General features: G+C 44.8%; 16 protein-coding genes and 1 tRNA gene. 6 read left to right on the top strand and 11 right to left on the bottom strand.

The genetic code is table 11. The annotated features are described in order from the left end of the window. Nucleotides 1-29: 29 nt before the first annotated feature. From flgH to KT99_RS09940, 9 genes are all read right to left on the bottom strand, one after another. A complete protein-coding gene (gene flgH / locus KT99_RS09900) occupies nt 30-716 on the bottom strand; it encodes a flagellar basal body L-ring protein FlgH (protein WP_005499554.1) in 687 nt (228 codons plus the stop codon). A 10-nt stretch (nt 717-726) separates the two neighbouring features. Beyond that, nucleotides 727-1,515, bottom strand: a complete 789-nt coding sequence (gene flgG, locus KT99_RS09905) for a flagellar basal-body rod protein FlgG (protein WP_005499555.1) — start codon at nt 1,513-1,515, stop codon at nt 727-729. A 14-nt stretch (nt 1,516-1,529) separates the two neighbouring features. Next, complete coding sequence (gene flgF, locus KT99_RS09910) at nt 1,530-2,270, bottom strand: flagellar basal-body rod protein FlgF (RefSeq protein WP_005499556.1); 741 nt, start codon at nt 2,268-2,270, stop codon at nt 1,530-1,532. A gap of 243 nt (nt 2,271-2,513) precedes the next feature. Beyond that, on the bottom strand, nt 2,514-3,881 hold the full coding sequence (gene flgE / locus KT99_RS09915) for a flagellar hook protein FlgE (RefSeq protein WP_005499557.1): 1,368 nt from the start codon (nt 3,879-3,881) through the stop codon (nt 2,514-2,516). 90 nt (nt 3,882-3,971) lie between these two features. Beyond that, nucleotides 3,972-4,778 carry a flagellar hook assembly protein FlgD gene (gene flgD / locus KT99_RS09920; RefSeq protein WP_005499558.1) on the bottom strand — a complete coding sequence of 269 codons (807 nt, stop codon included), beginning with the start codon at nt 4,776-4,778 and terminating at the stop codon, nt 3,972-3,974. 10 nt (nt 4,779-4,788) lie between these two features. Then, nucleotides 4,789-5,208 (bottom strand): flagellar basal body rod protein FlgC, encoded by a 420-nt coding sequence (flgC, locus tag KT99_RS09925; RefSeq protein WP_005499560.1) that lies wholly within the window; start codon nt 5,206-5,208, stop codon nt 4,789-4,791. A 2-nt stretch (nt 5,209-5,210) separates the two neighbouring features. Beyond that, on the bottom strand, nt 5,211-5,609 hold the full coding sequence (gene flgB / locus KT99_RS09930) for a flagellar basal body rod protein FlgB (protein WP_005499561.1): 399 nt from the start codon (nt 5,607-5,609) through the stop codon (nt 5,211-5,213). A 318-nt stretch (nt 5,610-5,927) separates the two neighbouring features. Further along, nucleotides 5,928-6,767: a CheR family methyltransferase gene (locus KT99_RS09935; RefSeq protein WP_198402013.1), complete on the bottom strand. Its 840-nt coding sequence runs from the start codon at nt 6,765-6,767 to the stop codon at nt 5,928-5,930. A 135-nt stretch (nt 6,768-6,902) separates the two neighbouring features. Beyond that, nucleotides 6,903-7,823 (bottom strand): chemotaxis protein CheV, encoded by a 921-nt coding sequence (locus KT99_RS09940; protein WP_005499563.1) that lies wholly within the window; start codon nt 7,821-7,823, stop codon nt 6,903-6,905. Nucleotides 7,824-8,045: 222 nt separating this feature from the next. Between KT99_RS09940 and flgA the strand changes: the two genes are divergently transcribed. From flgA to KT99_RS09955, 3 genes are all read left to right on the top strand, one after another. Continuing rightward, nucleotides 8,046-8,750 carry a flagellar basal body P-ring formation chaperone FlgA gene (flgA, locus tag KT99_RS09945; protein WP_005499564.1) on the top strand — a complete coding sequence of 235 codons (705 nt, stop codon included), beginning with the start codon at nt 8,046-8,048 and terminating at the stop codon, nt 8,748-8,750. 83 nt (nt 8,751-8,833) lie between these two features. After that, a complete protein-coding gene (gene flgM, locus KT99_RS09950; RefSeq protein ID WP_005499565.1) occupies nt 8,834-9,157 on the top strand; it encodes a flagellar biosynthesis anti-sigma factor FlgM in 324 nt (107 codons plus the stop codon). 4 nt (nt 9,158-9,161) lie between these two features. Continuing rightward, nucleotides 9,162-9,587: a flagella synthesis protein FlgN gene (locus KT99_RS09955; RefSeq protein WP_005499566.1), complete on the top strand. Its 426-nt coding sequence runs from the start codon at nt 9,162-9,164 to the stop codon at nt 9,585-9,587. A gap of 120 nt (nt 9,588-9,707) precedes the next feature. On the opposite strand, the gene KT99_RS09960 is transcribed toward KT99_RS09955, so the two are convergent. Both KT99_RS09960 and KT99_RS09965 read right to left on the bottom strand, forming a co-directional pair. After that, on the bottom strand, nt 9,708-10,154 hold the full coding sequence (locus tag KT99_RS09960) for an LPP20 family lipoprotein (RefSeq protein ID WP_005499567.1): 447 nt from the start codon (nt 10,152-10,154) through the stop codon (nt 9,708-9,710). Continuing rightward, on the bottom strand, nt 10,151-10,780 hold the full coding sequence (locus KT99_RS09965; protein ID WP_005499568.1) for a FlgO family outer membrane protein: 630 nt from the start codon (nt 10,778-10,780) through the stop codon (nt 10,151-10,153). Before KT99_RS09965 ends, KT99_RS09960 begins: the two co-directional genes overlap by 4 nt. Nucleotides 10,781-11,226: 446 nt before the next feature. Here KT99_RS09965 and KT99_RS09970 point away from each other — a divergent pair, with 446 nt between their 5' ends. From KT99_RS09970 to KT99_RS09980, 3 genes are all read left to right on the top strand, one after another. Further along, nucleotides 11,227-12,387 carry a flagellar assembly protein T N-terminal domain-containing protein gene (locus KT99_RS09970; RefSeq protein ID WP_005499570.1) on the top strand — a complete coding sequence of 387 codons (1,161 nt, stop codon included), beginning with the start codon at nt 11,227-11,229 and terminating at the stop codon, nt 12,385-12,387. 108 nt (nt 12,388-12,495) lie between these two features. After that, a tRNA-Arg gene (locus KT99_RS09975) sits at nt 12,496-12,571 on the top strand. Between the two features lie 210 nt (nt 12,572-12,781). Next, nucleotides 12,782-13,666 carry a hypothetical protein gene (locus tag KT99_RS09980; RefSeq protein ID WP_005499571.1) on the top strand — a complete coding sequence of 295 codons (885 nt, stop codon included), beginning with the start codon at nt 12,782-12,784 and terminating at the stop codon, nt 13,664-13,666. Nucleotides 13,667-13,792: the final 126 nt, after the last annotated feature.

Raw genomic sequence — 13,792 nt, forward strand, 5'->3', positions numbered from 1 at the left:
CTTAATCACGATTAGGCTCAATAGCAAGCTTAGAAAGGCCACCAGCCGCTCATAAAGAATGAACTGAGCCAGCCAACCTGTTGCACATCGGCAAAAGTGCCAGTACCGCTGTATTGAATACGTGCATTAGCGACTCGAGTCGAATCGATGGTGTTATCAGGACGTATATCTTGTGAGCGCACCACCCCAGTGATGCGAATAAACTCATTACCATTATTGATACTTATCCACTTTTCTCCGCGAATAACTAAGTTGCCATTGTTAAGCACCTGCATCACATTGGCCGAAATACTGCCAGTTAAGCTGTTACTCTGATCGGCATCAGACTCTCGCTTAGTATTCATGCTGTCCTTGTATCTCAGATCCAAGGCTTGTCCGCCAATGGTGATATTGCCGCCACCGGCATAGATGGGATCTAGGGTTAAATTTGTCCCCTTCTTAATCTCATTACTGGCACTCTTCTTCGCTTGAGTCGCCTCCATCAAAATCACTGTGATGATGTCGCCGACTTTTAGTGCCTTAATATCGGAATAGAGGCTAGATGCCTGACTGTCCTGATACATGGAACCTGTAGCGGCAATCTTAGTTGGCGGCGCTTCAGGATACACGGGGGAGTAATACGGGTCGTCAGGGATCGGTTTCTGACCGCTGGTCGAAGTACACCCGCTCAACAAGAAACTCAGTAATAACGCTAATAATGAAGCTTGTTTATGCATAACCTTGCCTTTACAGATTTTGATTCACGTAGGACAGCATCTGATCGACGGCCGAGATAACTTTGGAGTTCATCTCATAGATACGTTGGCTCTGGATAAGATTAACCAGTTCTTCGGTCACGTTAACGTTCGACGTTTCCAGTGCACCTTGTCGAATTGCCCCCATACCATCGAGTGAAGCCGTTCCCTGAATGGGTGTGCCACTGGCGCCGGTCTCCAGGTATAAATTCTGTCCCATGGGATCTAAGCCGCTCGGATTGATGAAATCAGACATGCTCAACTGACCCACCACTTGGTTTTCTATGGTTCCTGGCATTTTGACCGATACTTCCCCCTCGGCAGACACGGTAATACTGGTGGCATTATCTGGAATGGTAATTGCCGGCTGAACCACATAGCCCGAACCTGAGGTGACAATTTGCCCGGTGTCATCTAACGTAAATTGACCATTACGGGTATAAGCCGCGGTGCCATCGGGGAGTTGTATCTCGAAAAATCCCGGACCTTCGATCATCATGTCCAGGGAGTTATCGGTCGTCAGCATGTTTCCTTGGGTAAACACCTTTTGAGTCGCGACAACCTTAGTGCCGGCGCCGATATTTAACCCATTAGGTAACTTGGTATTAGACGCACTGATGCCGCCAGCTTGGTTAACCGTTTGATAGAGGAGATCTTCAAACACCGCACGACTCTTCTTATAGCCAATCGTGCTCGCGTTGGCTAGGTTGTTAGAGATAACCGAAATATTGGTTTGCTGAGCATCTAAGCCTGTCTTACTAATCCATAACGCTGCCTGCATAATATTATTCCTGGCTAAATACGCATTAATGCAGAGGAGGCTTTGTCCATCTCTTCTGCTGTTTTCATCATCTTGACCTGCATCTCAAATTGACGTTGTATACTAATCAGTGCCACCATCTCAGAGACGGCATTGACATTGCTGCCTTCCACGGCCCCACTCTCTAAGGTAATAAAAGCATCCGCAGGGGCATTGTCACCGGATATTAATCTGAACAGACCATCTTCCCCGCGCATCAAATTCTGATTGCCAGGATTGACTAACTTGATGCGGCCGACGACTTCGATAACTTCCGCCGTAGCGCCTAAGGGTCTGACTGAGATGGTGCCATCTTGAGCAATCTCTATCTTCTCGATAGGCAGGGGTAACACGATAGGACCGGCATCCCCCATGATGGGATTTCCCCGGTCGTTACGCAGTAAGCCTGTAGTGTCAAAACTTAAACTGCCGGAGCGAGTGTATGCCTCTCCGCCATCGGCGCTCTGCACCGCAATCCAACCATCACCTTTAACGGCGATATCGAGATCTCTTCCTGTGGTCTTGATAGGCCCAGCGGTAAAATCAGCCGATGGGCTCTCAGTCATGGCAAATACGCGCGTTGGCAAGCCTTCACCGAAGGCTTGCATCGAACGAGCTTGTGCCATATCCGCCTTGAAACCATCGGTATTGGCATTGGCTAAGTTGTTTGCGCGTACAGCCAGCGAATTCATATTCTGCTTTGCGCCACTCATGGCGACATAGAGTAATTTATCCACTGGGTTCCTCCGTCAATCATTTGTTTAATACTTGTTGATAACTAAACAAAGCAAACATCATGCCAGAATAAAAACAAATAATTGGCGCTTGAATAAAGAGGGATACAAAAAAAGAAGGTTTAGAACGGAAAGGCATTGCCGGGCGGCAATGCCTTTTTGTATTGTTGACTTCCAGTGTCCTCGAACTAGTTATCGGATCTGCAGTCTAGTATTGCCTGGTGCAAGGTATTATTGACTTCCAGTTTATCGGATCTGCAATATTGTCTGTTGCAAGGTATTATTGACTTCCAGTGTTCTTGAACTCGCCTGGAAGTTACGTTGAGCTGAGATGAGATTCACCAGTTGTGTGGTCAAGTCTACATTCGACTGCTCTAACGCAGATGAACGTATACTGCCAAAAGTACCACTATTTGCCTCACCCGCCAGTGCCTGGCCTGAATCTTGGCTAGCCTTCCAGGAAGTGTTGCCCACTTGAGTCAGACCTTGCTCATTGGCGAAACGCGCCAGTGCCACCCGAGCCAGAGCGACTGTTGTGCCATTACTGTAACTGGCATTGATCAAACCATCTGCGCCGACTTCGACATTGGTGAGACGACCCACAGTGGTACCATCCTGGTTTAACTCAGTCACCTCGAACGTCGAGGCATATTGAGTCGGATTATTAAACGCTATCGTCAGAGTTTGGGAGCCATCGGTTCCGGGGCCCAGCACGTTTGCACTACCAACGCCAACCCCCAACGGCACAGTTAAAATAGGATCAGGATTGGTAGCGATATGAGCACCCGTATCATTGAACTTGATCACCGCGCCTTTCCAGCCGCCAGCAGTAACAGCAGCTGTACTTCTAACATTTGCCACGCCATCGCCGTTGTCATCTTGATCGTATGTTCCTGCCTCTGCCAAGTCAACTCGTTGACCATCTACGGCATAGAAGGCCACCCAATTGCTCTCACCGATATAAGCCGCATTCGGTGGTCGCACGAAATAGGTGGTCAGAATATGCGGCTCACCCAGGGAGTCATACATGGTCACGGCGGTGGAGTTGTTATAGGTATCTCGATCATTAGCATCAAACAAGGCGGGATCTAACGAAGAATCGGCGGCATTAAGGTTCATCTGTATGCCAATGTTTTCCGTCTTCTGCGGACTACCCGCCGTATCTGGGATCCGCACCGGCTTAGTGGTGGTTAAACTAACCGATGTCGAGTTTCCATCCTTATCTACAGGGAATGTCTGCAGATAATTGCCTTGTGAGTCCACCAAGTAGTCGGCAGAGTTGACTTTAAATGCGCCCGCTCGGGTAAAAGAGTGGTCTTTAGCTTCGAGCTCTGACGAGGTCACGAAAAATCCGCCACCATTGATCGCCAAATCCAGAGCATTATTGGTAAACTGTAAACTGCCTTGGTGAAATTGCTGAGCAATCTGACTGGTGGTTACACCACCACCGACCGCCGTTTTACCGTTAGCAAATATGGAATTCGCGTACACATCGGCAAACTCGGCACGGGATTCTTTAAAGCCAATGCTATTAACGTTGGCTATATTATTTGCCGTGGTATTTAGATCTTTCTGTGCAGCAGCGATGCCACTCAATGCAATGTTAAACGACATAATTCACCTCGATTCAAATTCATTTTATTATTTCTGCCAATGAAACACACCATTGACATTTAATTCATTACGGCACGCCTAAAAGCGATATCACACCTCAGAAACCGCCAAGACATCGCCGAGTTTAATGCCGCCAATACCGCGTAAATTCAAGATTGAACCGGTAGATGCCGTCCCCAGAGAGACACTGGTAACATGAGCATAAGTGGACACCACCAGATCCTCACTCTGTCCATCGATTCTACCGCTGGCTTTAATCGAGTAAATGCCGCTTGGCATCGGCTCACCATTGTTGTCCAAACCATCCCAGGACACATCGACATTACCACCTTGACTACCATCAATGTTAAACGTGGTGATCAGTTGCCCTTTGTCATCTTCGATACGTACGACTATGGTCTCGATAGCCTCCGGCGTGCTTACGACGCCCTTAAGCACAGAGCCTTCTTCCGACAGATAGCCAGTGTCCGACGGGATCAATACTTTCTGCCCCACAAGACCTGAAGCTTGCAAAGCCTGACTAGAAGTCATCACGGCATTAAGATTGATAATCTCATCATTGAGTTTACTGATGCCGTCAACGGTAGAAAATGCTGCCATTTGTGCAATCATCTGGTCGTTATCGACGGGTTTAAAAGGATCTTGCATCGACAACTGTTGACTCAAGAGAGAGAAAAAATCATCTTGGCTCAAGCCTTGACTACTTGCCTCTGGTATTGATTTCTCTTCAGGCAGACGAATTGCATCGAGAAATGGATTCCCTGTTGTCGATGTCTGCTGAGTTGCAGCAGCTTGAACAGTTGCCGATGTGGCTTGTTTCGACGGTGCAACCGACTGAGTCGACATTTGAGACTGTCCACCGAGGGGTTGATTATTAAGTGGGTTAATGAGGCTCACTTGTTACCTCCTATTGTTTGCCAATTCTTAGAGTTTGCTGAAGCATAGACTTTGCTGCTTCAGCCACCTGAACATTCATTTGGTACGATCTGGATGCCGAAATCATGTTAGCCATCTCCTCCATCACATTGACGTTAGGTTTATAGATAAAGCCATCCCCGTCAGCCATAGGATGATTTGGAGAGTACTCTTTCAACAAGGGTGCATCACTTTCTACTATGCCCTTCACCACGACAGAGGGTGATGATTGCTGCTGATAGCTGGCTTTGAGCATCTCGGCTGCAAAAATGGGGTGACGAGCACGATAGGTCTTATCGACACTACTTGAGACAGAATCGGCATTGGCAATATTACTAGCTGTGGTATTCAATCTTATTGATTGAGCCGACATGCCGGAACCTGCAACATTAAAGATATTAAATAGACTCATGATTAATTTCCTCTTAATGCTTTCTTCATACCTGAAAACTTACCATCGAGAAAGCCGAGTGACATCTGATATTCGAGTGCGTTTTTCATAAATTCTGATTGTTCTTTTTGCATATCAACCGTATTACCATCCCCGGTATCAGGCTGATTAGGCACTCTATATCCATAATTTTGTTGTGATAACGCTGTCAGATCAAAGTGTCGACTATCGCTGCGGCTCATAGCCAAGCCACCTTGCCTACTGGTTGCGGCTTGTAATGCCTTATCAAAGTTAACATCACGAGCCTTATAATGGGGAGTATCGGCATTGGCAATATTAGATGCGATGACTTCAGCACGTTTGGCTCTGATCCCTAGTGTGTATTGATGCACACCCAATGCCTTATCAAAATTAATCGCCATGAAATTGCCTCCTGAACTCGATGTCATACAATAAAGCAATACTTGTGCCATAAAGAAGGAAATGGTAACCGACAAGGATAATTAGCCGCTAGATTCTGACAAACTCGTGACCAGGACGGCCGAAAACTGACAAGTTCAAACTTGGCCGACCATTTGAAGCTGAGTATTTTGTTGTTGACGTGAACATTGCTAGAAATGAGCCAGTGAAAGCCCTACGAGCCAGAGAGCTGGCATCTTAGTAGGGCCATAAGCTTATGGAAGAAGCACGGATGCCGAACAGAAGGGTCAGCCCTCTAGCGGCACGAGTCCCGTCCGCGGTTAAGTTTTCTTCTGGTAATAGATGCCGGGGTTACATCTGACCATGTCAAATTCTTCGCTTAAGCCGGCAATAGACTCGGAAGCGCCAAGAAAAAGTATACCTTTGGTGTTCAATGCGGCAGCAAATTGCCGCAATATTTTTTCCTTTGCCTCCGGCGCGAAGTAAATCAGCACATTACGGCAGAAGATAATGTCAAATTTACCGAGTAAGGTATAACTTTCAAGCAAATTATGAGCTCTGAAGTTAATAAATTTTCTCACGTTCTCTTTAATGACCATAGTCCCGGAACTGGTAGAATCAAAAAACTGACGTTTTCTCTGCTCTGATAATCCACGGCCTAAGGCTAAATTATCGTATTCGCCACTTTTGCACTTCTCGAGCATAGAAGGAGACAAGTCTGTGGCTAAAATTGATGCACTACCTGGTAAGGCGCCGGGCCTCATCTGTTGATACTCTAAGATAGTCATCGCTAACGAGTAAGGTTCTTGCCCCGACGAACAAGCCGCTGACCAAATTTTAAGCGGCCTACCCAGTTTGGAGTATTCAGGTAAGAGTGCACTCGACAGGAGATCGAAAGGATAGCAGTCTCTGAACCACAAGGTTTCGTTGGTCGTCATGGCATCGATCACCGCCGCTCTGAGTTGTCGCTCTGTGGGCTTCATCGAGTGCCTAACAACTTCAGAAAGTGATGGCAGATTATACTTGCCCATCAAAGGCGCCAACCTACTACGCACAAGATACTGCTTATTATCGCCCAGCACTATACCGCTGTGTTGCTCCAAAAAAAGTCTAAATTGAGTATACTCAGTTTCAGCGAGTGATTTATTCGGCACCTTTATATCCTAGTATAAAAAAACAGCTATAACGATTTAACTAAACTCAGTATAACGAGATTTAATTCGAGCGCAGCTTTATACACGAGAGAGTCACAATAAACAAGATTAATGTAATTTACCCCGTACGAGTAATAATTATTATAGACTCAAATGCTTATTTACTGCCGCAGCGAGTTCATCTGGATTAAATTTAGCAATAAAATCATTTGCTCCAACTTTCTCAATCATAGCTTGGTTAAATACCCCACTTAAAGACGTATGCAGCACCACTTTAATATTCTTCAACTTAGGGTTGTCTCTAATCTCTGCAGTTAAGGTGTAGCCGTCCATTTCAGGCATTTCAATGTCTGAGATAATGAGCGGGATCTCGGTCGATACATCGTCCATTTCAGCAGCCATTGCCGTCAACTTCTCTAGTGCTTCTCTGCCATCTTTAGCTGTATCTATCTGCAAACCTAATGATACTAATGCCCTAATGATCTGTTTACGGGCCACGGCAGAATCATCTACGACCATAATATGGAAATGTTTTTCCCTATCTAAGGTCAGCTGCTCATCGGCTTCTTTACTTATCTCAGTTTTAACCGGCGAGATCTGATCAAGAATCTTCTCCACATCGAGTATTTCTACCAGCTCGCCTTCTATCTCGGTCACAGCCGTGAGATATGAGTCTTTTCCAGTCCCCTTTGGTGGCGGTAAGATGGCTTCCCAGTTCATATTGACGATCCGCTCAGCTGAACTTACCAAGAAGCCTTGAACACTCCTATTGTACTCAGAAATGATGATAAAACAGTTATCGATACTTTCGACTGGACGCCCTCCTATAGCTGCACTCAAATCGATTACCGAAATCGTCTGACCACGAATATGGGCGATCCCTTTCACATAAGTGTTTAACTTAGGAAGCTTGGTAAGAGGTGGGCATTGCAATACCTCTTTCACTTTAAAAACATTGATACCATATCTTTGACGACCATTGAGTTTAAATAACAATAACTCTAAACGGTTCTGACCGACTAACTGTGTTCGTTTATTCACTGACTCAAGAATGCTTGACATAATGCGCTTGCCCTGTCGTCTTTTAAATGTCACCTAATACTCATGGTTTTATAAATACTAGGCATACTAATTGCTTACTTTCTTATAAGTGTTAAATATCTCACAACCTGACACTTTATAGTCAAGTTTATGGCGCCTTAAGTTTCTTATTGAGCAAGGCGAATTTTTCAGTCACGAAGAAAGTATAGGTGTAATCTAGCCCATCAAGCTAGTCTATTCATTATGAAAGCAAAATATGTCCTCTTTTCTTTGATATTTTTGTCAAATCACGCTTTAAGCACACAAGATGCAAGTGTGCCTTCTTTATCGGCCATATCCCAATTAGCTATAGGGGTTGTAGAAGAAAAAATAGATGTCGCCGAGCATGCAAGAGTTATCATTACTCCGCAAAGTTTAGACACACGACTTAAGCCACCATTATGTTTCCCCCCCATAAAGGCAGAATTGGCCAGTAACAGAGCGATTAAACGCAACAACACGGTAAAAATAACCTGTAACAGCCCACAGCTTCAATACCCTTGGCAAATATTCATCTCCGTAAGAGTCGACATTCTTTACCCAGTTGTTGTCGCCAGAGCGACATTGGGCCCAGGGGATTTAATCACTAAAGGCGACATAGTCATCAAGTATGTCGAGCAAACTCTTCTACGAGGACGGCAATTCAGCAATCTGGACGAGGTTGTTGGTACCAGAGCAAAAAGAAGAATTGCTCCCAATCAGCCTATATTCAGTAATAACCTCTGTTTCGTCTGCAAAGGAGATTCAGTGTCCATTATTGCACGCACAGAGAACTTTCAAATAAAAACCGTCGGAGAAGCACTGCAAGATGGTAATTTAGGTGATAGAATTCGTATTAAGAACACCTATTCCAATAAACGTGTCAACGCAAGAGTCATAGATGTCGGCAAGGTCGAGGTCAGAATGTAATTTTGCTCAAATTTCATTAAAGCTCAGGGTATCACTGCCGATATAGTATTATGTTCTTTTATTTTTAATTGTTGGAGCCGAATATGGCTATTGATATTAAGCAAGCAAACACTGCCGTACATACTCACATTGGCAAGTCACCTGCACATAAAAGCAGTGAAAAAACCAATGACAACCCAGTCAGCTCTCTGAGTGCGCCACCTAAGAGTGACTCGGTCTCTTTGACTGCTCAGGCACAACAACTACAAAGCACTCAAGCCAAAATGACCGATATACCAGAAATTAATCAGCAAAAAGTTCAAGAAATAAAGCTGGCTATCGCAGAAGGTCGCTATAAGATTGATCCTGAAAAACTGGCCAGCAACATAGCTCGGTTTGAAAATGACCTAAAGGGAATGGGCGAGTAACTTTATGAGCAAGATCAACGACATCGTCGAACTTCAGTTCGAACTGCTTAATAAGCTAAGAGTAATCATCACAGATGAGAAAGCGGCACTGAGCCATCAAGATGCAGACCTGCTACTTTCGTTGGCGAGCGCCAAGGCTCGATTACTCGATGAGCTGAAAAGTAAAGATGAAACTTTATCCCTCCATGATGAGAAGGCTTTACTTATCAGTGATGTAAACCTATCGGCTCGAGTGGCATCGGTAAAAACACTGCTGGATGAATGTAAACAATTGAACAGTGAAAACTCCAGCCTGATAGAACTGAATATCGCCAGCATGAATCGCTTTGCCCAGGCGCTGCAAGTTAGCCGCAATGCCTCTAGCTTGACCTATAATGACAAGGGCAAGACCTCGACAATATCTAGCTTAGGCAATGATATCCAAGCCTAACCCCCTATTTTAAACTCCCCGGCCATCACTCTCAACTCTCCCTCGCTATGTTATAATCGCTCCAACTTAAGCCATCACATTGACTCAAGCCTACTGCTTCCGGCCTCCAATAGTTAACCCTTAAAAGTAAGTGATCTCTTTTATCTTTTGTGGTCTATTTTGCTGCTGATACAAGGCCCATACCAAGGAAAAATCTAACTCGAGTTCAGTCACATAATGATCCCCAGCAGGATAACTCCTTACCACTTTAGCGCCGCGGATCACACCTGATACCGATGCTTGAATGCTATCGCTTGTTAACATCCAATCATTGACACTGCTGCTGGCTGACAACTGCTGGCCAAAAACCTGTTCGGCTAATTCTCTGTATGCAACAATTTTCGAGGCTTGCATCGCCATCACCACTTTTTGTGCCTGAGACTGGGCTGGCTGGGTATCTAATGGCGCGTAGCCTATCGCCGTTAATTTAGGAAAGCTTTCTGGAGCCTGAGTTTCCCACTCTATGTACCTGTCCGGTGACGCACAGCCTGAGATAAACAGTAAAGATAAGATTATCCATGTTTTCATTGCGCACCACCTATCACTTGAACTTGCCGTGATCCGCCGACGGGATCTCTATATAACAGACCATCTCTTGAGGTGATCTTCTCGGATGCCTTCAGGTACCCAGCTAATTCGTTGATATTAAATGTTCCTTGTGACGCCGAAATCACTCGATTATTGGTTATGTTCACTATTCTGGAATTAACCACTAGTCCTCTGGTATTGAGACTCATCGTCGACACAAGGACATGCTCAACAGCAATACCTGCTGGCAGTTGCTGCCAATCTCTCGTAAGCAAGAAATCCCCATTAGGCGTCACCCGAATATTGTCGCCAACATTGATATCAACCAAGTTAAATTTACGCGCATGCAGAGCTGCAATCAAACCTTGCTGCAATTGTAAACCAACGGCATTGGTCTCATTAAAAGAGTCCAGTAACACCGGCGTTGCCACCAGCAAAGGCTGATCACTCCCAAGCTCATCATTTTGCTCAACCAACTCACTGACGATTTGCTCAGACAAGTGGTTGATGGCCGATGTCGACGGCAATTGATTGCCTTGACGAAGGTTATCATTTGACAGCCCTTCACCGCTATTTGCACACGCACTCAAGAGTAACGCTGCAGTAAACACTAGTGCTTTACGCATACTTAATTCCTGGATAAACACTCAATATCAATTCTATGACCCTTCATAAGATTTAAAGCAAATGTTAAGCCACCTTGATCAAAAATAAAAAATACGAGTCGAGATTTATTTTCCTAATAGGCGTTTATCGGCTTAACAAGCCAAAGCTTAAGCTAAGTTATTGCTCACAGAGCAAGAGACGTTCGGCATCAGTGCCGACACAGGCGCCTGACATAAACTCTAGACAGAGTAATGGCATATTAATTGCTTGCGTTAGTTAATGGTTTATTATAGTTGCTATAAGTCAGAAATTAGGCGGGTTTAGCTAACCAAGTGTCAGAAATGCGACACTAACGATGTAAAGTCACAATTTCCGCGCCTCAATATTAACGCCATTATGACGCCCTTTATTGACACTCATAGTGTGCTTGAAAACGCCATCATAGATTTAGAAGTGGACACCTTACATGAAAATTATCACCGTAATAATTTGGCTCTTTTTAATCGCTTTACCCTCAAGTGCTGATGCCGCCTGGGTTGTGGTCAAAGGTCAGGCAAATATTGTCGACGGTAACATAAGCAAAGCCAGGGAAGATGCCATAGAACAGGCATTGACCTATGCCGCACTCAAAAATGGTGCCAATTTCACCAGCAGCCAAAGAGTCCGCAACGGACAACTGGTGCAAGATAGCTTTTCGCTAACAAACCAGGCCCAAGCCAGCAGAATCGAATTAGTCAACGAGCTCATTGACGACGAAAAGCTAACCGTCATGCTCCGAGTCGATGTCATGCAATCACCAGGCTCACAATGTGATAGCCAGCAGCTAAAAGCCGCAATACTGGTGCCTCAGTTTTTGATTCAGGACAGGGCTCAATTACGCTACGGCAATCTCGGGTATTTTGAGAAAGACCTGTCCCAGCGACTCGGTGATGCACTGGAAGCCCAGTCACTGACCAGTTTTGTTCATATCCACGCCAACGAGCGTTTAGATGTTGAACAGCAACTCGTCGATATACGCGGCTATCGTCTACCCAGTTGGCTCAGCGAAATCACCGATAGCCAATATGTACTCCTGCCTGAGATTATCGATATATCGACCGATCCAGCCGAAAGCCAGATGCTAGGCCTATGGCACAGTGATCCCATTCGTCAATTCCGTATCAGGCTTTCCTTATACCATGGCATCAGTGGAGAACAGATATGGAGCGATTCATACACCACCTCCTCTCCCTGGGAGTTTGAACGCCAAGAAACCGTCCCCTCAAATCACCAAAGGTTCTGGGCTTCAGCCTACGGCAAGAGTATCGATAAGGTATTAGCCAATGTAGTTGCAGACATAGATAGCACATTGAGTTGCCGGCCGGTATTAGGGCAAGTCGTCGCCAGACAGCATGACAGAGTCATTTTAAACCTGGGTCGACGCCACGGCATCAGAGTCGGTGATAAGTTTCAGTTAATACTGCAACAAAACATCAACGACCGTTTCGATAGAATGCGTGTCATCGCAGGGAAAAGCCGTGCAGAAATAAAAATCGATCAAGTCACTGAAAAAACAGCGACGGCGATATTAGTCGATAAGAATGCCTCTTATAACGTGCAAATTAATGATCTGGCGATAAAAATGTAGTCAAAAACTGAGTTATTAACTTAAATCGCATGATAAACAAGCAACTGAACTCATTAGCTTTTCATCCGCTCTTTTCATTGAGGCGAAAACCAGTATAATCACAGGCGTCTCCTTATAGCTCAACAGGATAGAGCAGTCGCCTCCTAAGCGATCGATCGGGGTTCGAGTCCCTGTGGGGAGACCAATTAACACCTTTTTACCAGCAAAATCAATACCTTAGTAAAAACACCAAATCCTGTGTCACCCCTGTATCACCACGCACAGATGTTTTTTATCACTTTTTGTTATAACCATTTCGAATAACGTCAGTTTTGCCCTGTTAACCTCAGTTGTAGACTTTATGCTTCATTTCTAATAGTTTTGTATTTATGACATAACATGGAAGTCGCACTAAATGAGCAGTAAAGGTTCGGTCAACAATTCACAGACTAAATCACAAACCTCAGATTTTGATACCGAGCTTGCACAGATCATTCCTGAAATGCCCGATGCTACACGACTGAAATTCGCCACCTTCCTCGACTCTGCTGACAATCCACTTCCTGAATTCAAACAACAGTTCATAGATAGCTTTCAGAAATTTGAAACGCTCACTCAAACTGACTCACAAGTTAGACCGTTATTACCCGAAGGTACAACAGAGGAAACACTCGCTAAGGAACTTGCAAAGGTTGACGGTAGTCAGTCAATACTAAAGGCTGAGCAGCAAGAGGCTGCCGATATCTTTAATCTAATGTTTGAGTCTTTGTCTAAATTAGAACCTTGTGACGATATTGAAGAGATTAGAAAGCTGGCCAATGCTCCAACACTTGCTGAAGCTTTTCCCCAAGAAGAGGAGTTCGACTTCTCAGATCTAGTAGATGCAATGCCACAAGAGAGCGCCGAAATCTTCCATGCTGCAATTGCATGTCAGTTAGCTGGCATGACAAAGCCTGCAAAGCTGCTATTTAAGCTTTTCACTCAACGCCAGTTCATCGATGCCAATGAAGGTTATCAATCACTGCAAACGGATATTACCAAGTATAAAGGCGCTATTGAGACAGCAAAACATCACTCAAAGAAAGGTGAAAACTCTCACCATGCTAGTAATCGTAAAAGAAAGGAGTTTGCAATTGGCTTATTCAAGGAGAAGCCATACAAAAATCCCAAGCAAGCTACCGAACGCTTATTCCCATCTATCAACGACTATGCAAACTCAATCAATCATCCTTTTACAAGTGAGTATCAAGGCTTTCAAACCGTATATCGTTGGTTTTTAGCCGAAAGAAAAAACAAATAGTAATGCCTACTTGCAGCAAAAAATCGTTACAACCCTTGATTCATCTCGCAGCCTAAGGTAAATTTATTTTTAGGCGCCCGCCTCACTTACATGCGAGTGAAAACAGGCACTATAAAACGAAAGTTT

It is taken from the genome of Shewanella benthica KT99, from assembly GCF_000172075.1.
GTDB lineage: Bacteria > Pseudomonadota > Gammaproteobacteria > Enterobacterales > Shewanellaceae > Shewanella > Shewanella benthica_A.